The organism is Jeotgalicoccus meleagridis, assembly GCF_903994045.1.
GTDB lineage: Bacteria > Bacillota > Bacilli > Staphylococcales > Salinicoccaceae > Jeotgalicoccus > Jeotgalicoccus meleagridis.
The window spans coordinates 24937-45539 of record NZ_CAJEWD010000006.1 but is presented as its reverse complement, the minus strand read 5'-3'; the positions used below and the strand labels follow the sequence as shown (position 1 = coordinate 45539).

General features: G+C 35.6%; 20 protein-coding genes. 13 read left to right on the top strand and 7 right to left on the bottom strand.

The features are described from left to right. The first annotated feature begins 32 nt into the window (after positions 1–32). Entirely contained in the window at positions 33–1250 is a 1218-nt protein-coding gene (locus JEOSCH030_RS04070) for a DUF819 family protein (protein WP_185125348.1), read from the top strand. Positions 1251–1315: 65 nt separating this feature from the next. On the opposite strand, the gene JEOSCH030_RS04065 is transcribed toward JEOSCH030_RS04070, so the two are convergent. Beyond that, complete coding sequence (locus tag JEOSCH030_RS04065) at positions 1316–2278, bottom strand: threonine ammonia-lyase (RefSeq protein ID WP_185125347.1); 963 nt, start codon at positions 2276–2278, stop codon at positions 1316–1318. 124 nt (positions 2279–2402) lie between these two features. Between JEOSCH030_RS04065 and JEOSCH030_RS04060 the strand changes: the two genes are divergently transcribed. Both JEOSCH030_RS04060 and JEOSCH030_RS04055 read left to right on the top strand, forming a co-directional pair. Continuing rightward, positions 2403–3104, top strand: coding sequence for a GTP pyrophosphokinase (locus JEOSCH030_RS04060; protein WP_185125346.1), 702 nt, complete (start codon positions 2403–2405; stop codon positions 3102–3104). Positions 3105–3128: 24 nt separating this feature from the next. Beyond that, complete coding sequence (locus tag JEOSCH030_RS04055) at positions 3129–4154, top strand: DUF4097 family beta strand repeat-containing protein (RefSeq protein WP_185125345.1); 1026 nt, start codon at positions 3129–3131, stop codon at positions 4152–4154. Between the two features lie 48 nt (positions 4155–4202). On the opposite strand, the gene JEOSCH030_RS04050 is transcribed toward JEOSCH030_RS04055, so the two are convergent. Further along, complete coding sequence (locus tag JEOSCH030_RS04050) at positions 4203–4796, bottom strand: DUF2812 domain-containing protein (protein WP_185125344.1); 594 nt, start codon at positions 4794–4796, stop codon at positions 4203–4205. Further along, positions 4783–5106, bottom strand: a complete 324-nt coding sequence (locus tag JEOSCH030_RS04045) for a PadR family transcriptional regulator (protein ID WP_185125343.1) — start codon at positions 5104–5106, stop codon at positions 4783–4785. Before JEOSCH030_RS04045 ends, JEOSCH030_RS04050 begins: the two co-directional genes overlap by 14 nt. Positions 5107–5295: 189 nt before the next feature. On the opposite strand from JEOSCH030_RS04045, the gene JEOSCH030_RS04040 reads away from it, so the two are divergent. Next, entirely contained in the window at positions 5296–6513 is a 1218-nt protein-coding gene (locus tag JEOSCH030_RS04040; protein ID WP_185125342.1) for an iron-containing alcohol dehydrogenase, read from the top strand. 3 nt (positions 6514–6516) lie between these two features. On the opposite strand, the gene JEOSCH030_RS04035 is transcribed toward JEOSCH030_RS04040, so the two are convergent. Further along, positions 6517–6717 carry a hypothetical protein gene (locus JEOSCH030_RS04035; protein WP_208454280.1) on the bottom strand — a complete coding sequence of 67 codons (201 nt, stop codon included), beginning with the start codon at positions 6715–6717 and terminating at the stop codon, positions 6517–6519. A 176-nt stretch (positions 6718–6893) separates the two neighbouring features. Here JEOSCH030_RS04035 and JEOSCH030_RS04030 point away from each other — a divergent pair, with 176 nt between their 5' ends. The 4 genes from JEOSCH030_RS04030 (at position 6894) to JEOSCH030_RS04015 (ending at position 11807) form a co-directional block, all read left to right on the top strand. Further along, complete coding sequence (locus JEOSCH030_RS04030; RefSeq protein ID WP_185125340.1) at positions 6894–7850, top strand: ABC transporter substrate-binding protein; 957 nt, start codon at positions 6894–6896, stop codon at positions 7848–7850. A 13-nt stretch (positions 7851–7863) separates the two neighbouring features. Beyond that, positions 7864–8907 carry an NAD(P)/FAD-dependent oxidoreductase gene (locus JEOSCH030_RS04025; RefSeq protein WP_185125339.1) on the top strand — a complete coding sequence of 348 codons (1044 nt, stop codon included), beginning with the start codon at positions 7864–7866 and terminating at the stop codon, positions 8905–8907. Between the two features lie 91 nt (positions 8908–8998). Beyond that, positions 8999–10411 carry a 23S rRNA (uracil(1939)-C(5))-methyltransferase RlmD gene (gene rlmD, locus JEOSCH030_RS04020; RefSeq protein WP_185125487.1) on the top strand — a complete coding sequence of 471 codons (1413 nt, stop codon included), beginning with the start codon at positions 8999–9001 and terminating at the stop codon, positions 10409–10411. Between the two features lie 112 nt (positions 10412–10523). Continuing rightward, positions 10524–11807, top strand: coding sequence for an aminotransferase class V-fold PLP-dependent enzyme (locus JEOSCH030_RS04015; protein ID WP_185125338.1), 1284 nt, complete (start codon positions 10524–10526; stop codon positions 11805–11807). Between the two features lie 34 nt (positions 11808–11841). Here JEOSCH030_RS04015 and JEOSCH030_RS04010 read toward each other — a convergent pair whose 3' ends face one another. Further along, positions 11842–12798, bottom strand: a complete 957-nt coding sequence (locus JEOSCH030_RS04010) for a LysR family transcriptional regulator (RefSeq protein WP_185125337.1) — start codon at positions 12796–12798, stop codon at positions 11842–11844. Between the two features lie 146 nt (positions 12799–12944). Here JEOSCH030_RS04010 and JEOSCH030_RS04005 point away from each other — a divergent pair, with 146 nt between their 5' ends. From JEOSCH030_RS04005 to JEOSCH030_RS03995, 3 genes are all read left to right on the top strand, one after another. Next, positions 12945–14159, top strand: a complete 1215-nt coding sequence (locus JEOSCH030_RS04005) for a pyridoxal phosphate-dependent aminotransferase (RefSeq protein ID WP_185125336.1) — start codon at positions 12945–12947, stop codon at positions 14157–14159. Further along, on the top strand, positions 14156–14584 hold the full coding sequence (locus JEOSCH030_RS04000; protein ID WP_185125335.1) for a RidA family protein: 429 nt from the start codon (positions 14156–14158) through the stop codon (positions 14582–14584). The genes JEOSCH030_RS04005 and JEOSCH030_RS04000 overlap by 4 nt, the downstream gene beginning before the upstream one ends. A gap of 85 nt (positions 14585–14669) precedes the next feature. Continuing rightward, positions 14670–15056, top strand: coding sequence for an OsmC family protein (locus JEOSCH030_RS03995; protein WP_185125334.1), 387 nt, complete (start codon positions 14670–14672; stop codon positions 15054–15056). A 51-nt stretch (positions 15057–15107) separates the two neighbouring features. Here JEOSCH030_RS03995 and JEOSCH030_RS03990 read toward each other — a convergent pair whose 3' ends face one another. After that, the gene (locus tag JEOSCH030_RS03990; RefSeq protein ID WP_185125333.1) at positions 15108–16199 is read right to left on the bottom strand and encodes a glycerol dehydrogenase; all 1092 of its coding nucleotides are present in this window, start codon (positions 16197–16199) and stop codon (positions 15108–15110) included. A 410-nt stretch (positions 16200–16609) separates the two neighbouring features. On the opposite strand from JEOSCH030_RS03990, the gene JEOSCH030_RS03985 reads away from it, so the two are divergent. Further along, positions 16610–18190, top strand: a complete 1581-nt coding sequence (locus JEOSCH030_RS03985; protein ID WP_185125332.1) for a Vga family ABC-F type ribosomal protection protein — start codon at positions 16610–16612, stop codon at positions 18188–18190. A gap of 35 nt (positions 18191–18225) precedes the next feature. Here the strand turns inward: JEOSCH030_RS03985 and JEOSCH030_RS03980 are convergent, their stop codons facing one another. Further along, on the bottom strand, positions 18226–19413 hold the full coding sequence (locus JEOSCH030_RS03980; protein WP_185125331.1) for an NADH-dependent flavin oxidoreductase: 1188 nt from the start codon (positions 19411–19413) through the stop codon (positions 18226–18228). A 176-nt stretch (positions 19414–19589) separates the two neighbouring features. Here JEOSCH030_RS03980 and JEOSCH030_RS03975 point away from each other — a divergent pair, with 176 nt between their 5' ends. Further along, positions 19590–20597: an LLM class flavin-dependent oxidoreductase gene (locus tag JEOSCH030_RS03975; protein WP_235962216.1), complete on the top strand. Its 1008-nt coding sequence runs from the start codon at positions 19590–19592 to the stop codon at positions 20595–20597. The last annotated feature ends 6 nt before the right edge of the window (positions 20598–20603 follow it).

Sequence of the window (20603 nt, the reverse complement as noted above, 5' to 3'; positions counted from 1 at the left end):
ACTATTAGATAAGAAAATAAAGGGGGAATTTCATGGGAGAAGCAAACAGTCTCATTAGTCCAGATAACTACTGGGTCTTATGGGCCATACTTATAGGCTGGGCTGCTGTCGCAATTATCTTAGAGCAAAAATATTCATGGGCGTCAAAACTATCTGGTGCAATTATCGCCTTACTTGGGGCCTTAATTTTAAGTAACACAGGTGTGATTCCGCTTGAGTCACCAGTATATGATGCAGTCTGGACCTATGTTGTGCCACTTGCGATACCTTTACTTTTATTCCAGTCGAATATTGTTAAGGTCTGGCAAGAAAGTAAACGATTGCTGATTATCTTTTTAATCAGTACTGTTGGTACAATCGCAGGTACCATCGTCGCTTTCTTCTTACTGAAGACAGTCATACCACAACTCCATTTCATCGGTGCCATGTTAAGTGCTTCATACACAGGTGGGGGAGTAAACTTTGCTGCTATGGCAACACGATTTGATGTTCCACAAGACACCGTTTCATCTACAGTAGTTGCTGATAATCTTTTGATGGTACTTTACTTCTTTGTTTTAATCACCATTCCGACGATCTCATTCTTTAGAAAACGTTTTGGGACACCACATATCGATGAAGTTGAATCAAATGGTGTCAATGAAAATGCAGCTAAAGATTATTGGAAAGGTAAAGAAATTGCCTTAAAAGATATCGCATTAGCAATTGGTACTGCATTTGTGATTGTTGCGATATCATTTAGCTTGGCTGGATTTTTCTCGGACTTAATTCCTGAAGACAGTAATATCTTTCTAACTGTTCTAAGAGGAATTATTGGTGATGATTATTTAATGCTAACAACACTGACATTAGCCTTAGTTGCAATATTCCCTAAGTATTTTGAGAATATATCAGGATCTCAAGAATTCGGTACATTTTTCATCTATATATTCTTCGTCGTCATTGGTGTGCCCGCATCTATTCCATTAATCATTCAAAATGCGCCACTCATTTTAGTGTTTGCTGCAATTATTGTCTTGATTAATATGCTTGTATCATTCAGCTTAGGTAAACTCTTTAAATTTAATTTAGAAGAAATAATATTAGCTTCAAATGCAAACATTGGTGGCCCAACAACGGCCGCAGCTATGGCCATTTCTAGAGGATGGACCAAACTTGTTGGACCGATTTTAATCATCGGAACACTTGGTTATATTATTGGTAACTATATTGGAACGTCTCTAGGTGTCTGGTTTACATCTTTGATGTAAGAAATTATTAAAATATATAAACATAACCCGTCTCTTAATATTTTAGAGACGGGTTAAATTTATGATTACTTATAATCGATATCTTTAATGTAATCTAACTGTTCAAATCCAAGATTACCACCTGTGATAACAAAGCAGACTTTATCTTTTGGATTCACTTCAATTTCTTTATTTAAAACAGCACCTATGCCAACAGAAGATGAGATTTCAGCTAAGATTTTTCCTTCCATCAACAGTAATTTTTGGCCCATTTTCATTGCTTCTTCTGTTGCAGTATGGAAAGCATCCACATATTTTTCAACGATAGGGAAGGTTTTATCCCCAGGTACGACTGTAACTAAGCCATCAGCTATGGTACCTTTGTTTTCAACTTTTGTAATCTCTTCATTTTTTAAGCTCACATTATATTTCGGTAAGTTAAATGGTTCAACACCATGCACTTTAGCACTGCTGCCTGATTCTTTAACTGCAGTAGCGATACCTGATAAAATTCCGCCACCAGAAGCGGGTACAAATATTTGATCAACATCAGGTAATTGTTCTAATATTTCTAAACCAATCGTTCCTTGACCAGCCATAACTCGGTAGTCATTAAAAGGATGAATGAGTTCATAACCATGTTCTTCTGCTAAATCTTCAGTTAGCTTAAAGCGTTCTTCAACAGTTGTAGGAATAATCTCTGCACCGTGTTCTAAAATTTTCTCTTTTTTAAAAGTAGGCGCGGTATCTTGAACGGCAACTATTGCCTTAATACCAAGCATTTTTGCACCATATGCAATGGCATGGCCATGGTTGCCAGACGATGAAGCAATTATACCTTTTTTAAGTTGTTCATCTGACAGTTGTAATAAGGTATTCATGACGCCTCGTAGTTTAAAAGCTTTTGTTAATTGCATGTTTTCAAGCTTAACGTAAACTTCACAGCCCAGATACTCTTCTAAGTTGTGTAGTCGTAATAATGGTGTCTTTAAAGTGTACGGTGCAATGCGGGTTTGAGCTTCTTGAATATCAGATAATTTTAATGTCATATGTAGTCCCCCTTGTATAGCTTTATCATAACTCTTTTTCTGAATAATAGAAATATATGAATTTTGGAATATAAATGAAAAAAGTTTTATAATAGATAAAATAGCATTTATAGGAGTGTCAGTCATGTACGTTGATCGAAAGCCTTCTTTGGATTTAGTAGAAATTAAGGAATCGATGTCGAAAAAACTCAAAGAAACAGAGGGATTTAATTCTCTAGCATATTTTGACACCTTGGTTGATTTTGTTGAATTAAACCATGTGTATTCATCTGCCTTAGAAGAGGTCACAACTAAATTAAAAATTTTAGATGATGAATTTCAAGTGATTCATCAACATAATCCGATCCACCATATGGAAAGACGAGTTAAGAGTACTCAGAGTTTACTTAGTAAATTGGAAAGAAAAGGCCTTGAAATCAATGTAGCAACTGCTAAAGAAAATATTTTAGACATTGCAGGCATAAGAGTCATTTGTAACTACATTGAAGATATCTACGTCTTAGAATCACTATTTTTAAAACAAGAAGATGTTAAACTACTAAAGAGAAAAGATTATATAGAAAACCCTAAAGAGAATGGCTACCGCAGTCTTCATCTTGTCGTATCGATACCGGTCTTTTTATCAGAAAAAATTGCACATACGCCTGTAGAATTACAGATTAGAACGATTGGCATGGATATGTGGGCGAGCCTGGAACACAAGATGCGCTATAAGAATACCAAGAGAAATACTGAAACATATCAAACAGCCTTGTTAGAATGTGCGAGACAAATTTCAGATGTCGAAGAAAAAATGCAAAATATGCATAATGAGATTGAAAAATAAGCTGTTAAGAATCAGGAGAATTTTATGTCGTTAGATAATTTTATCAAGGAATTAAACATAGAACTCGGTGTTTTGTCTGAACAACAAAGAGCTGAGTCAATCGAGGATTTTAAATCGCAAATTGAAAAAGCAAAAGCTTTAGGTGATAGTGAAGAAGACCTATTAAAAGTACTAGATGACCCTAAAAAGGTTGCTGAGAAATATATTAGAGATATTGTTGTTGAAGAAGATGCGAAGAAAGAAGAAGAAATTCCTGAAGTCCCCGAAGATACGATTCAAGCTGTGACAAAAGATTTTGCCTCCATCGTCAGTAAACATGATATTAAAAATTTATCAATCAGCGGAACATCCGTTGATGTTAAGGTAGAAGCGGGGCACAAACTCGGCTTTAAATTCATATCTTATTCACATAAAGGTGATTTGAGCTACCAAATTAATGATAATAAGTTAACACTGCTTCATACTGGTCAAAAGAAAAATGTCAGAGTACATACGATCTTTGATTATATGAAAAAGAGAAAACAGATGAGAAACGATGAGCTAACTATTACTTGGCCAAAAGAGTTAGATGCGCTAAAGATTAATCTCAGTCATGGAAAAATTTCCTTGTCAGCTATAAATGTACGGCTGTTAAATGTCCATAGCTCAGAAGGTTTGATAGAAATAGATAATATAAAAGGGCAAGATGCGACGATTAAGTCAGCGATGGGCCGTTTGATTTCAAAATCTAGTCAATTTAAAGATTTATATATGAAAACCGAAATGGGTAAAGTTATTTTAGAAGATGTGAAATCAGAATCTTATTATCTAATTTCTGAACTTGGCAGTGTGAACTTATCAGGACTTACAGCAGATAGCAATATCAAAGCAGTGAGTAAGATGGGTGCAGTAAATGTTAAATATAAAAAAGAACCTACAAATACAAAAGTGATTGCCAAGGCTAATGTAGGGAAGGTACGTAATGACTTGTCTAAAAATTCAACTGTAGATTCACGCTATAAAGCGGAATTTAAAAGTGAAATGGGTTCAGTAAAGATCAGTTTAATCTAGAATTATTAAGAAGTGTGGCGATTAATCACCGCTACACTCCTTAATGTTTTATAAATCATTTTCTATTTCTTTCTTAGCTTTGTTTAAGTTCGAATATGCGTATAAAAACATAACCGCTAGTATTAAAAAGATAAATGGTGGCACAGCTCTCATAAGTGCAAAAGGTAATTCAAAAAGGAAAGCTTTCCAAAACATAATGCCCTCCATATCAAATAATCCTGGAGTTAAAAATATTTCTCCATCAAACGAGTTGAAAAATATAAAGGTGTAGACCATGAATAAAATGGCAAAAGTTCCTGTATATGAAGTCGCTCTTTTATAAAAGCTAACTTTAGATTCTTTGTCAGAAAAAAGTTCATCGTTACCATCTTTAACTTTAGTCCAAGTATGAGGTGTCATTCCGAAGCGTCCGCCTCTTACATGTTCCCATCCTAATTCCTCATGTATAGACAAGTATTCACTATAACCTTCCATACTCATTCTATCTCGGTAATCGAGGCGAGTCACATAGTCCGTATCACTTTCTTCAAAGATAAAGATAAAATCCATAGGATTTTTGATAAGCTTATATCCTTTGTCATTCATTTTGTTTAACCATTTCTCTTGTTTATTTGGATCTACAAAATACTTATAAACTTTCATCACCTTCGACTCCTTTTTCATAAAGTGTCACGATTTCTTTTAATCTCTTATTCTCATTAGCTAGAATTTCTTTTCCAAGTTTTGTTGTTTGATATATTTTTTTTCTGTCACTAGGTTCAGATAAAAGTTCAATATAACCATGTTTTTTAAGATTTTCTAAGGCACCATAAAGTGTGCCAGCAGCAATATTGACTTCACCTTTACTCATTTCACTCACTAATTGCATAATACGATAGCCATGTAATGGTTCTCTGAGCGCGAGCAAAATTAAATGCATGGTCTCTGATAAAGGGACAAGTTTTGGCCTCACTATAAAGACCTCCTTTATATAGTTGTACTGTATAGTTAAACTATATAGTCTGACTGTATAGATGTCAAGAAAAATTAAAAGGTGAGTAAAATTTAATCTATTTATCATTTTTCTTTCACTGAAATTTAGGAATGGGGGAGTATAGTGTGTTTCAAGCGGAGAAGTTGTTCGCTTGAAAGGAGTATGACGATGCTAAAAGAATTCCTAAGTCGCACCTATCAACTTTCATTAAAGATGGTGACGAATTTCTTAGATTGGAACCCTCCAACAGTCATTAACTGTGTAGGTTGTATTGAAAAATTAGCGCCAAAATTGGCAGAAGAAAATATAGATAGAGTGTTAATCGTAACGGATCATATTGTTATGAAAACCGGTCTTTTAGATTCTTTTTTAAAACAATTAGATGATGGGAATATTATTTATTTCATTTATAGAAATAATGAAATGTCTACAGCTTCAAATGGAGAACAAGCAGCGAAGGTATTTACTGAAAAGGATTGTCAGGCAATCATCGGTTTTGGTGGCGGGAAATCTCTAGATAGTGCTAAGGCAGCTGGCATTTTTACCAGTCATGATGTTAAAGATTTAAAGCAATTTAAAGGCTTATTTAAACTCAAAAACAAGTTACCTTATAGCGTTCTTGTACCGACAACAGCAGGTTCTGGTACAGAAGCAACAATCTCTACTATTCTTACAGATGATGATAGTGGCGTAAAATATACAGTGGTAGATTCAAAATTAATGCCAAAGTTAGTAGTCCTAGACCCTGAACTATTACTTAGCCTCCCTGAGGATATCACTGCATATGAAGGAATGGATGCTTTAAGTCACGCAATTGAATCATACCTTAGTAAATACTCCACCAAGCAAACAAGAAACTTGAGTGAAGAAGCAACTGAATTAATCTTTAATAATTTATTAACTTCATATCAAGACGGTTTTGATATTAAAGCTCGAACTGATATGCAAAGAGCGGCATACTTTGCTGGTAAGTCAATTGCAAAAACCGGAGTTGGCAATGCACATGCTCTAGCTCATGCACTAGAGAGTCGTTACGATATTCAACATGGTCAACTCGTCGCCTATATTTTACCTTTCGTTCTTGAAAAATACGGTAGCAAAGTTCATGAAGAGTTAGCAAAACTCGCTGACATAACAAAAGTTGCCGACTCAGAAGACGACACAAAAACAAAGGCTGAAAAATTCATTGACAGTATTAGAACGCTCAACAAAGACTTAAACATAGAACTGCCGATTAACGCTCTCCACAGTAAAGAAATCTATGAACTGTCAAAACTTGCTCATAAAGAAGCGAACCCTATGTACCCAGTACCAGTTATTTTTTCAAAAGATGATTTTCAAGGACTGTTAGAAAGAATCTTTCCAAACGAAAGAAGGATAGCATAAATGCTATCCTTCTTTTTTCTCTGGTGTATGGAAAAAGTTCTCTACTAAGGCTCCAATCATGATACCGAGTGCGAGCCCAGCCAACATACTAAATCCAACATGACCAAAGATTAAACCAACAACAAGACCGACAATAATTCCTAGCAATGCCCCAACTGCAATATAGCAATAAACTGACATAAAATCACGATGTCTAGGTTTCATCATGTAATCATCCCTTTAGGAAAAGATTGTCTCTATATTTATTATCTATATACCACCGTTTAAGTGTCTGAAACTAAGTGAAAAAAATACATACATGATTGATTGACAGGGGGAGCAATTAAGCATAAAATTTAATTGATAATGATTATCAATATATATGAAATAGGGGAAAATAAATGAAGAAACTTTTAATCGGTATGCTCGGTTTATCCTTGATTGTGGCTGGATGTTCAAATTCTAGCGAAGAAACAGATTCTGCTGATAACAGTGCAGAAGAATCAGCAACAGAAGAAAGAGTATTAACAGATGATGCTGGCAATGAAGTGACTATTCCAGAAAATCCAGAAAGAATAATCGGTACATATTTAGAAGATGATTTACTAACTTTAGATGAGACACCTGTTGCTCAGTGGACAGTTGGTGAAGATAGTAAGCAATTTTATCTACAAGAACATGGGCTAGAGGATTTACCACTGATGCCTTTTGATCTACCATTTGAAGCAGTTGCAGCAGAAGAACCTGATTTACTATTAGTTAGCTCTAAAGATACAATTTCTGGTGATAAATATAGCAACTATCAAAAATTAGCCCCAACTTTTGTGGTGGATAGCGGATCTTACGATGACTGGAGAGATCGATTAAAACGCGTAGCAGAAGTGTTTGGTAAAGAAGATTTAGCAGATAAAAAAATCAATGAATATAATTCACTCGTAGAAGAAACTTCAACTGAATTAGACGATGCTGTTGGCGAAGAATCAGCGATTGCGGTTTGGTATACTGGTGGCTCTTTCTTTATTTCTAATAAAGATAAGTCAAGTGGTGAAGTACTTTATAATGATTTAGGTCTAACAGCGCCGAGCTTAGTTGAAGAATTATCAGCTGATAACGAAACACCTTGGCTTGAAGCATCTCTAGAAAGCTTTGCTGAACTCGATGTTGATCATATTTTCTTTATTGCAGATGTCGAAGGTGACAGTGAAAAAGCATTTGAAGATGAAGTCTTTCAAAATATTCCTGCAGTGAAAAATGGTAACGTGTATGAGTATACAAAAGAAGATAGTTGGTTATATAGCGGCTATATCGCAAATAGTATGATGGTGGAAGATGTGAAAGAAGCACTGGGTTCAAATTAAGGAGTGTAATATAATGTCTGACAATATATATGATGTCACGGTAATCGGTGGCGGTCCAGCAGGTTTATTTAGCGCTTTTTATGCTGGTCTTAGAGAAATGAAGACGAAGATTATAGATGGACAAGATCAGCTAGGAGGAAAAGTGCACTTATATCCTCAAAAGATGATTTGGGATATCGGTGGAACTGAGCCTCTTGCTGCGGGTGATTTAATTAAGAAATCTATTTCACAAGGATTGACCTTCGACCCGGACGTAGTATTAAATACAACAATCACAAATATTCGTAAAGAAGACAGCAACTATTTTACGATCGAAACTTCAGAAGGTGAAAAACACTTTTCTAAAGCCGTGATTATTACTATCGGTGGTGGCGGTATGATTAGCCCTGTCAAACTCGATGTTGAAGGTGCAGAGCGTTTTGAAGGTAAGACACTACATTATGCTGTACCTGATATCATGAGTTTTAAAGATAAAAAAATCCTTATCACAGGCGGCTCATATTCTGCAGTAGACTGGGCAAATGACCTCACACCAATCGCGAGAGAAATCCATATTATTTACCGTGGTGATGATTTAACTGCCCATGAAGCGGAAGTTAGTCGACTCAAGAAGAATGGGGTAAAAATACGTACTCAATCAGTTGTAACTGGTGTTATAGGTGAAGACAATTTAGAGTTTGTTGAAATCGAAAACAAAGAGACTGGTGAAGTGACCAATGAAGCGTATGATGCCATCATTGTAAACCATGGCTACAACCAAAATAATTTACTGTTTAGAGAAAATCATCTAGGTTTAAACTTAGAAAATGATTTCTATATACAAGCATCGCCAACAGGAATTACTAATGTTCCGGGCATCTATGCAGCGGGTGACTGTATTCGTTATGAAGGTAAGGTAAACTTAATTGCAGGAGCTTATAGTGATGCAGTAAACGCAGTGAATAATGCTAAAATGTACTTGGATCCAAAAGCTAACAAATATGCTATGGTATCCTCACATAATGAACGTTTTGATGAAAAAAATATGGAGATTATGTATAAAGAAGAAGATGCTTAAGTGTATCTTCTTTTTTTCGCTTGCAAGTAGAATGTAGTATCAGTAAAATTATAGGAATGAATATAAGTGTGAGGGGATATATGTGGCTAAGATTAATAATGATCATATAGAAACATTTACGGTAACAATCGACGATTTTGATAAAAAAGGTTCAGGTCGAGCTGAGGCATACAGAGATAACGGGGGACATAAACCCAAAAAGATAAAATTAACGATTCCTCAAACCTTACCTGGGGAAACAGTAGTGGTAGATGTACCAAATCCAACGAGAAAACGTGGTACGGTCATGCCTAAAGAAATCCTTAAACAAAGTCCAGAGAGAATTGAAGCACCATGTCCACATTTTGAATTATGTGGTGGCTGTGTTTGGCAACACTGGACTTATGATGCTCAGCTTAAAGAAAAAACGGATTTTGTTAAAAGAGAACTACATAGAAATGGTTTTGATAGTGAACTAGTTCAAGACGCGATTGGAATGACTGATAATCCATTTGAATATAGAAACAAAATGGAATTTACTTTCGGTCAAAATGGTGAACTTGGTTTACATGAACTTGGTAACTTTAAAAAGGTCATTGATTTAGACACTTGTCTTATTGCGGATAAGGAAATGGTTAAGGCAATGTTGACGGTGTCTGATTGGGCAAGAAAACATAACTTACCTGGTTATCACAAAGAAGCACATACTGGATTACTCAGACATCTTATGGTCAGACGTTCCCAAGAGACAGAAGAGATGATGTTGGCTATTTTTGCGACTGAACAGCCTAAAGATGAGTTAAAAGACAAAGTAGATGAGTTAGTCGAAAGTTTATGTGAAACATCCTCTAATATCAAAAGTATCATGTGGATGGTAAATACAGATATGGCTGACCGTACACAATCAGAAGATACTTACACCTTATATGGCAGAGACTATATATATGATGTGATGTATGGCTATAAATATAGAATTTGGTTTGATACATTTTTCCAAACAAACCCAACACAAGCAGAAAAATTGGTTGATTTAGCCATAGACATGGCATCTGCTAAAGAAAATGAAAGAATGATTGATCTGTTTTGTGGTGTCGGTACATTTTCTTTACCATTTGCTAAACGAGTTAAAGAACTTGCAGGGATTGAGATTGTAGAAACATCAATTGAGTCCGCCAAAAGAAATGCAGAAGATAATGGTATTGATAATACTTACTTCCTTGCTAAAGATGCTAGAACCGGAATGGATGAAGTACTAGAGACATGGGGAAGACCAGACCTATTGATGTTAGACCCACCACGCTCAGGTGCAGGTGGTAAGGTCATGAGAAAAATTGGAAGGCTCGGGACAGATAGAGTGGTCTACGTCTCTTGTAACCCGGAGAGTTTTTCAGATGATATTGTTTGGTTAAGAGAATTTGGCTATGAATTGAAAAAAGTCCAACCCGTAGACCTATTCCCACATACAGCTCATGTTGAGGTAGTGAGTCTCTTAGAAAAAACTACAGAAATTGTGGCAGATAAATAACTCACAATATTAATCTATAAAATTATTTATATAACAATATAGATTATTGGTATTTGTAGTATTTATGAATTTCCCTAACAATGAATGTAACAATTAAAAAGGGGATTTTATAATGAGTCATGTGGCAGAAGGTAGATTATTAGATTCACAATTGCTTAAGGAAATTAGAGAGAAATTCGCTTATATCGATACGGATCCTTTAACTAAAGAGAAGAGAGTGTTCTTAGATAATGCAGGAGGTTCTTTTAGACTTAAGCGTGCGAATGAACGATTTGCTGAAATAGATTTAATTCCGGATCATCCCATGAGAGGTCATGAAACTGCAGTTTATCTCGCTGAAATAGAGCATAAAGGAACTGAGGATGTTAGGACAATTTTCAATGCAAAAGATGGTGCAATTGTACCGTATTATACTGCTTCACAAGCTATGTTTAACTTGAGTAGTGTTGTGATTGAAAACGTCCCAGGCACAAATATTGTAACAACGGATCTTGAGCACCCATCTTTATATGACGCGGTCCAATTTTACGCTGATAAATATGACAAAGAAGTCCGTGTTGCACCAACAAATACAGTCACTGGTGGCGTAGATGTAGAGGAAATTACCAAGCGGATTGATCAAAATACAATCGCACTGAGCTTCATTTATGCTTCAAATATTTCTGGTGCAATTCTTGATGTTGAGAAAATTATTGAAGAGGCAAAGAAGATTAATCCCAATATATACATCATTATCGATGCTGTTCAACACGCACCACACGGCTTGATCGACTTAGAAAAGATTGATGTGGATATAATTAACTTTGCACCTTATAAATTCTTTGGTGTTCGAGGTATTGGGTTTGCATATGTTTCTGACCGTGCGACTCATTTACCGCATCAAAGATTACTCGGTAAAAGTGATGAAGAACTTGGACTAGGTAGTGTAACACCTGGACATTTTGCAGCGATTAGTGAAGTGGTTGATTATGTATGTTGGTTAGGTAAAACAGATAACAAGTCAACAAATCGCCGTGAGCTATATGAAGCTGGTATGACTATGATTGCAGCACACGAAAGAGCCTTATTAGAAATACTCTTAAATGGCAGTGATCAAGTGAGAGGCTTAAGAAGTTTAGAAGGTGTGACAGTACATTTAGATTATGAGGATCTAACAACAAGAGACTTTATTGTTGGTATAAGTATAGATGGAATTGATTACAAAAAAGCCATTGATTTATACGGTCAAGAGAATGTCATTCTATATGAAAGAGTTGCATCAAGTATTTATTCTAAAAGAATGTTAGAGTCATTCGGTTTAGATGGGATTATTAGAGTATCACCGATGCATTGTCAAACGGTCGAGGAAATCGAGACATTTTTAAGTGTCACTGAGAAAATTTTAAAAACTAGATGAATTGAGAACAGGCGATCAATTTGATCGCCTGTTTTTAGATTGTTTTTGGTTTATGTTGTCCTAAGTAGTTAATGAAATCTTGGATGCTAGTTGACCTTGAATTTCTTTTTTTATGATAAATTTTAATGTTTTGATAGCTGTTTGAATCGTCTATCTTATAAAAATAAACGCCATCATTAAGATCAATATAATTTGTCAGACTAGCTCTGACAAAAGTAGGTCCAACCCCTTTACAGGCAATAAGAAAAGCAGTTAACATCTGATCTAAATACATAGATATTTTAGGCTTAACGCCTGCATTTTTAAACATCCTTATGCTTCGGTTGTACATGTCATTGCCTTCTCTTAACAAGAGAAACTTTTCGCCTTTAAAAGCATCTAAATTAACTTTTAAGTAACGGTTATCACGATAGTTACCACTTCTCACAGTATCATATGTAAGACGATAATCTTTTAGACTGTCGTTCATCTTAGCTTGTTTAGGGATAACAAGTAAAATATCGTCTTTTGCCCAAACCAGTGAGTCAAAGTGATAATGATCACCTTTTGTTTCAACATCAATGATTAAATCAACAACACCAGATTTTAAATATTTCATCAGATCATCAGCATTTGCTTCTAATAAGTTAATAGTGTATTGGGGATAATTTTCTTCAAAATCTTGTATGAGATTGGGTAGGACGTATGTACAAAAGAAGGAAGCTGCACCGATGTTAATCGTAAATTTATTTTTTGCACTCAGTTCCTTGAATTTCCGCTTCATATTATCTTCAATTTGCATAATATTTTCGATTGAATCGATATAGTATTGTCCTGCTTCAGTTAAACTAATTGGATTTGTACCTCTGTCAAATAGCGGGGTACCGACTTCAACTTCGACCTTTTTAATTGCTGCGCTTAAGGCAGGTTGTGATATGTATAGAGCTTTTGCAGCCTTAGAAAAACTTTGATTTAAATATACTGCATAGACATAATCCATATTTTTTAACATGATTAGGCTCCTTTATGTAACTGTATAATAAGAATTATATACCATTATAGATTATAGATATTGGGCATGAGATCTTTTATCTATTAACATTATTAACTATAGAGTCATAAAATTATATGTAAAACATAAAAAGGAAGCGTGATTGTATGTCATCTATCGAAGATAAGTTTTCAAAATTAGGGGCAGAATTTGCACCTGGTCAAGAAGTAAGACAAAATGTCGACTCATTATCTGTTAATATAGATAAAATCCCAGGCACACCAGTTGATTTTTCACATGGGGATATCGATGCGCATGAGCCTATTCCAGGGACAAAAGATGCTTTTAACCAAGGTGTCGAACTTGGTGGTGCACAGGCTTATACAGAATATCGTGGTAGCTTAGATATCCGTGAAGATCTTGCTGCTAAGCTCACTGATTTTTCAGGGTGGAGAATGGAAGCGGATAAGAATTTACTTATAACCCCTGGAACTCAAGGGGCACTTTTTCTAGCCATGGGTGCTTTAGTCTCACGAGGTGACAAGGTAGCTATCGTTGAACCGGACTATTTTGCCAATAGAAAATTAGTACATTTCTTTGATGGAGAACTTGTGCCTGTGCAACTAAATTATTTTGATACTAACAAAGAAGCGGGGTTAGATTTAAATGAACTTGAGACAGCTTTTAAGAATGGAGTAAAGACTTTCTTATTCTCTAATCCCAACAATCCAACTGGTGTGATATATTCTCAAGATGAAATTAAAAAAATTGCTGCTTTAGCAGAAAAATACGGCGTATCTGTTATTATTGATGAACTATATTCACGACAATTATTTGATGAGAGAGATTATGCACATTTAATTGCAGATAAAAATATTAATTCAGAAAATGTCATTACAATTATCGGTCCTTCAAAAACAGAATCCTTAAGTGGTTACCGCTTAGGTGTGGCCTTTGGGTCAAGAACGATTATAGAACGTATGGAGAAGTTACAAGCTATTGTTTCATTAAGAGCTAGTGGTTACAACCAAGCAGTGCTAAAATTATGGTTTAATGAACCAAGTGGTTGGATGAAGAATAGAATTGAGAGTCATCAAGCAATAAGAGATGATTTGGTGAAAGTTTTAAATGAGGCAGACGGCTTTAAAGTTCGTCCAACAGAAGCAGGCAGTTATCTGTTTCCTGAAATCCCTGCAATCAAAGTGCCATTAGGTGACTTCGTTAAAGCATTAAGAGTACAAGCAGGCGTAACAGTCACTCCAGGAACTGAGTTCGGTCCTGGTTTTGAAAATAGTTTTAGAGTGAATTTCTCTCAAAATCATCAAGCTGCAGTTGATGCGATGAAACGTATTATTCAAGTAGTGGAGGCGTTAAGAAAATGAGTAAAATGAATAAGCCTGTACCACAAGGTAACTATAAGCCCGCTTCGCGTTTTGAAAATATTATCTCAACAGCTGGTATGACACCTAGAAAGAATGGGGAGCTCATTCAAAGTGGGAGAATTTTATCGACTGAATCAATAGAGAATTATAGGGAAGCGATTCTACAAGCTATAGACAATGCCTATAGTGCAGCGATTGCTTTGGTTAGTGAAGATGAAGAAGTCAAACAAGTCTTAGCTATGACAGTTTATGTCAATGCAGATGACAATTTCACATCACATTCTAAAGTTGCAGATATTGCTTCAGATTACTTATTTGAAAACTTGGGGGAAGCAGGTATTGGTTCAAGAGCAGCCATTGGAGTTAAATCCTTACCTGGTAATGCACCAGTAGAAATTCAATTAGTTATAGGAGTGGGGAAATAAATGAAAGCACAGGGTCTTGAGCCTTGTGCTTTTTAAATACTAGCAGTCATTCTATAATAGTTGTAAAAGAAAGTGGAGGGGTAACATGATTAAACTCATAAAAAATAAAGATCAGGCTCATGAAATCACCAACGATAAAAATGTTACAAGTATTGGTGCTGCACAGGATAGTGCAACAGAAGGTTTTAGTCCAATTGATTATATAACAAGTTCAGTTGCTATGTGTATGGCATTGACTCTTGACGCTGTATTAGATCGGGGAGATATCGAAGTAGACTCTTATGAAATCAAAACTTCAGCTGTAAAGGCAAACACAAGTCCATCGAGACTTGAGAAAATTGATGTAGAGATTGAATTTAAAGGTAATGTCGATGATGCGACTAAAGAAAAATTAGTATTAATTGCAAAACGCGGTTGTACAATTGGTAATACCATTGAACATGGTGCGCCAGTTAATGTAAGTTCAAATTAGTATAAAACAAAAAAGAGCACGGACTGATCTCAGTCTGGGCTCGTGTATTATCTAAGAAGTTGTAATCGCATTAACTGCGATGATTGCATCAGCAATTTGTTCAGGTGTTAATTCAGGGTTCATATTATGAGAAGTTTCTCCTTCAGCAGTTGCAAGTTCTCCAATCTTCAAGAGATCTTCATAAGCTACATCTTTTAGATGTAAGTCTGCTAATGTTGTTGGTAACTCAATTGCTTTAAAGAAGTCAGCATAACGTAGGATTTCTTCTTCTGGATAACCTTCTAAAACGAGTTGAGTTAAAATACCGTAAGCCACTTTTTCTCCGTGAGTTAAGTGGTGGATGTCTCCACTTAAAGCTGTAAATCCATTGTGGACTGCGTGAGCTGCAGCAATACCACCGTTTTCAAAGCCTAATCCTGACAGTAAGGTATTAGCTTCGATTACTGCTTCAACTTGAGGTGTGACTAAGCCTTCTTTAGCTGCTTTATATGCTGCAGGTCCTTGTTCAAAGAGCGTTTGTTCAGCTTTTTCAGCAATTGCTTCAGCAGCAAGTGTCGCTTTACCTCCAGCCATGGTAACAGAATTACGTTTTCTAGATGCTCTTGATTCAACAAGTGTTGCCATAGCATCTCCCATACCTGAAGCGAACAAGAGAATTGGTGCACCGACGATAACTTTTGAGTCTACTAAAACTAAATCAGGGTTTTTGTCATAGAATTTATAGCCTTCAAAAACCCCTTCATCAGAATAAATAACTGATAGTGCACTAGTTGGTGCATCAGTCGAAGCTGTTGTAGGTGCGATGATGACAGGAACACCAATAGAGTCACTTACAGCTTTGGCCGTATCGATCGTTTTCCCACCGCCAACTCCAATAACCACATCACTACTGTTTTCTTTACCTACATTTGAAAGACGCTCGATTTCATTGTTAGACGATTCTCCTGAGAAAGCTTCATAATGAAAATCTATATTAGCGTCTTTAAGGCTTTTTTCAGTCGTTTCACCTGTGATATTCCATACGTTTTCATCTGATAAAACTAAAGCTTTAGAGCCGATTTTCGCAACTTCTTCACCTATAGTACTGAGAATACCAGCACCTTGGATATATTTTTTGGGGGAAATAAATACTCTTTTTTGCATTTAAAAATCTCCTTCATAATATATTGTGAAAAAATGAACTAACTTTATTCAAATTAAGTATATCAAGATATTTCAGTTAATTCAAATAATTCGATTTTATTTTTTTGAGTATTGATATTTAAGCTGAATTGACAACTTTTTCACCGAATGTTAGTCTATGTGTAATCTAAGAAAGAGGTGAGCTAAGCACATGAAGTTCTAATCCTAGTCACAAAAACAAGACAAACTAATAAGTCTATGAAAGATAGCTTATTTGTTATGGATGTTTTTAGAATAGGATTGGAAATCATACATGTGTTTGGATATATGGGGAAATTCTGCCCTTATATTTTCATCTCTACGTATAAAACCTCCTATTCTATAAAGAAATAGGAGGTTTTTTTCTACCTCCTAATAAAGGAGTAGATATTATGCAATTATTAAAACTAACGAACATCAAGCACTATGTCAGTGCTCGCCTATTATTTGAAGTAGACCATCTTCATGTAAGTGATAAACAGATTATTGGCTTAGTAGGGGATAACGGAAGTGGTAAGACAAATTTATTAAAAATTATCGAAGGCAGTGTGATCCCTGAAGAAGGGGTAATTGAGAGAAATACAAAAATTGAAATTGTACCTCAACTAAAGAGAATCAGTGATGAAAAAAGTGGAGGAGAAATTACCCAAAGCTATATTCAAGATGCCCTTAATCAATCAGCTGGGTTACTACTCTTAGATGAACCTACGACCCACTTAGATTTTAAGCATATCGACTGGTTAAAAGATAAACTAAATGAATTTCCTGGTGCAATGATTATCGTGTCTCACGACCGTGAATTTTTATCAACAATGTGTAATGAAATATGGGAAGTAGCAGATAAAAAGATTAAAGTCTTTGCAGGCGGTTATCAAACTTATATCGAAGAAAAAGAAAAATTGAAACGACATCATGATTTAGAATACGAAAAGTACGAAAAGAAAAAGAGACAACTTCAAGAGGCAATAAAAGCTAAAGAAGAAAAAGCGACTAGGGCAACTAAGGCACCGACAAGAAAATCTGCATCTGAAACAGGGCAAATAGGGGCTAAACCTTATTATGCTAATAAACAGAAAAAGCTAAGAAAGACAGCATCTGCTTTAGAAACACGTTTAGAACAATTAGAAAAAGTAGAGAAGCCAGCTAAGGAAGAACCGATAAGAATGCAAGTCTATAAGGAAGAGACTTTGAAAAATCGAATTATCATTAGAGGGAAAGAAGTATCAGGTTCCATTGGCAACAAAACCTTATGGCAAGCTTTCAGCTTCAATATTTCAAGTGGAGAAAAGCTAGGAATTATTGGTCCTAATGGTTCAGGTAAGACGACTTTGTTAGAGAAGATTCTAAAACAGACTCCAGGAATCACAATTTCTCCTGCAGTTAAAATAGCTTACTTTACACAGCAATTGACTATTTTAGAGGACCATTTATCCATCTTAGACAATGTAAAGTTGAGTTCTAGTCAGGATGAGACCACAATCCGGACTGTACTCGCTAGAATGCATTTCTTTAATGATGATGTTTTTAAATTAGTTAATGTCTTGAGTGGGGGAGAAAAAGTAAAACTCGCTCTAGCGAAACTGTTCTTAAGTGATGTGAATGTTTTAGTGCTAGATGAACCTACTAACTTCTTAGATATCAATTCACTTCAAGCACTGGAAGAATTAATGCAAACTTATCAAGGTACCATAATCTTTGTCAGTCATGACCGAACGCTCTTAGAAAATGTGGCAACTCAGATTTTTTCTATTGAAGATCAAGAAGTGGAAGTATTTGACGGTACGTTTAAAGAATTTATAAATAGAAATACAGAACATAAAAGAGATAAAATCAAAGAGGAATTAATGTTAATAGAAAACAAGATAGCAGATGTGCTCTCAAGGTTAAGCTTGGAAGTAACTCCAGACTTAGAACAAGAATTTCAAAATTTATTAGCACAGAAAAAGAAAATCGAAGCACAACATAACAAGTAATAAGAAAAGGACCTCAAAAAATAGAGGTCCTTTTCTCATTTTTCATCAGCGAGTCGTCTTAATTCGTCTCTTGTTTCTTTCGGTAAGCCCTCACCATAATCCATCATCTTCACGATATCTTTAAAGGCAGACTTAGGAATTTTTAAATCATCAATCTCATCAACCGTAAACTGTAAAGTAATTTCATCTTCTCTACCATCCGCTAACTTATTTACAAAGTCTGGTTCAGTGATAAAGGGACTTGAGGCACCAACCATGTCAGCATGTTTTAGAGCATCTAGTGCTTTATCAGGTGAGTTAATCCCACCTGTTGCCATCATAGGTACTCTGTCTTTTACATGGTCGTAAACCACTTGATTTATGATTTTGCCTTTATAAGGCCCATCAGCTCTGACTTCATTTAAGTAAATATTTCGTCCCCAACTGGCGATTGCTAAATAGTCGAGGCGATGTATTTTTTCGATTTCATCTACAAAATACAGAAAGTCATCTACACTATATCCAACTTCTGAACCTCTAGTTTCTTCAGGTGTACCTCTAAAACCAAAGATGAAGTCTTTTGGTGCTTCATTTTTAATGACATCAGTTACAGCTTGAATCACTTCTAGGCCGAAACGAGAGCGGTCTTCTAAGGAGTTCACACCATATTCATCGTCTCTTTGGTTAGAAAACTTAGACCAAAAAGTTTGTATGAGCAATCTCTGTGCAGCAGAAACTTCAACACCATCAAAACCTGCTTTAATTGCTCGTCTTGTGGCATCAGCATAATCTTTAATGACCAAGTCAATTTTTCTTTTAGTCATACTGAGTACTTGATGTTTAATTGGGGTGTTCAGTTCCATAAAACTTGGGCCGTAGACCACACCTAAATCAAGTATTGCCTGGTTAGCAAATCGACCGGCATGTGTAAGTTGTAGTATGGCCTTGGCACCATCTTTTTTCATAGCTGTTGCAAGTTTTTTTAAGCCTGGAATTGTACTATCATCAGAAACACTAAAACCATATTCAAACAGTTGACCATAGGGTTCGATATAAGCCGCACCCGTAACTTGAATCGGTGCAGAGTTTGCCCGTCTTTCATGATAAAGTACATCTTCTTTTGTAACATGCCCATCAATTGTAGAAGAGTTCGTAATGATAGGAGATAGGACAAAGCGGTTACTTAAAACACTGCCATTTGGTAGTGTTAAATCTTCGAAAAGTGGAGCATATTTTTTATTCATCTTGTTACTCCTTTAAGCACTTTTATTTAAGCATTTAATTTAAAGTTATCAAGTGTTCAAATCAAAGTCAATTACATGACGTCAAGGAGAAAAGCAAGTAGATTGACGATAAAATTTAGCATGTCTATAATGAATAATGATTAACATATTATGTATATAAAGGATATGTGAAACTAGTGAAAATTAACGTATTGGATTATGCGGTGATTGATGAGAACCAAAAAGCAGAAGATGCTTTAAAGGAAACTGTAAGACTCGCTCAAAAAGCAGAAGCATTAGGATATCATAGATTTTGGATGGCAGAGCATCATGATGTCTATGCCTTTCAAAGTTCAAGTCCAGAAATGATGATGATGCATCTATTAGGTCAAACAAAGTCTATTAAACTAGGCTCTGGTGGAGTAATGATTCCTCATTATAGTGCACTTAAGATCGCTGAAAATTTTAGAATGATGGAAAATCTTTATCCCGGGCGAATTGACTTAGGTATTGGAAATAATAGTGGGACACCTCAAGTAAAAGAGGCGATGCACACTCAAGATACGCCTCTTCCTTATAAAACTCACATAAGTGATATAAAGAAATTTGTGACCAATGAAGATGATCCAGACCATCACTTGAATCATGTTACAGCAAATCCAACTGGAGATAGTAATCCTGAAATGTGGGTACTAAGTACAAGCATGAAATCAGCTAAGATGGCTGGTCAACTCGGAATTGGTTATGTGTTCGGTCTCTTTCCTTATGCTTCAAGTGATAAGACAGATTTAGGCAAGCGTTCTCTTAAAATATATCGTGAAAATTTCACACCTTCAAAAGTAATGTCTAAACCAGGGACAATGATTGCACCTTTCGTTGTTGTGCATGATACGAATGAAGAAGCTTATGAACTTGCTGAAGCTTTAGATGTATGGCTCTTGGGTAAGAATAACTTTAGTGAATTTAAGAGCTTTCCTTCGGTTGAAACTGCAAGAAAATACAACTATACTAAAGAAGATGTAGAGAAAATAAAATCAAATCGTACGCGCATGGTGGTTGGTGATGCTAAGAGCGTCAAAGAGCAGCTCATGGCTTTAGTCGATAAAATAGAACCAGATGAGCTGATGTTAATTCCTTTAATGCCTGGTGCTGAAAATCGTCATCGTGCTCTAGAATTGATTGCTAAAGAATTTAACTTAAAGTAAAGGATT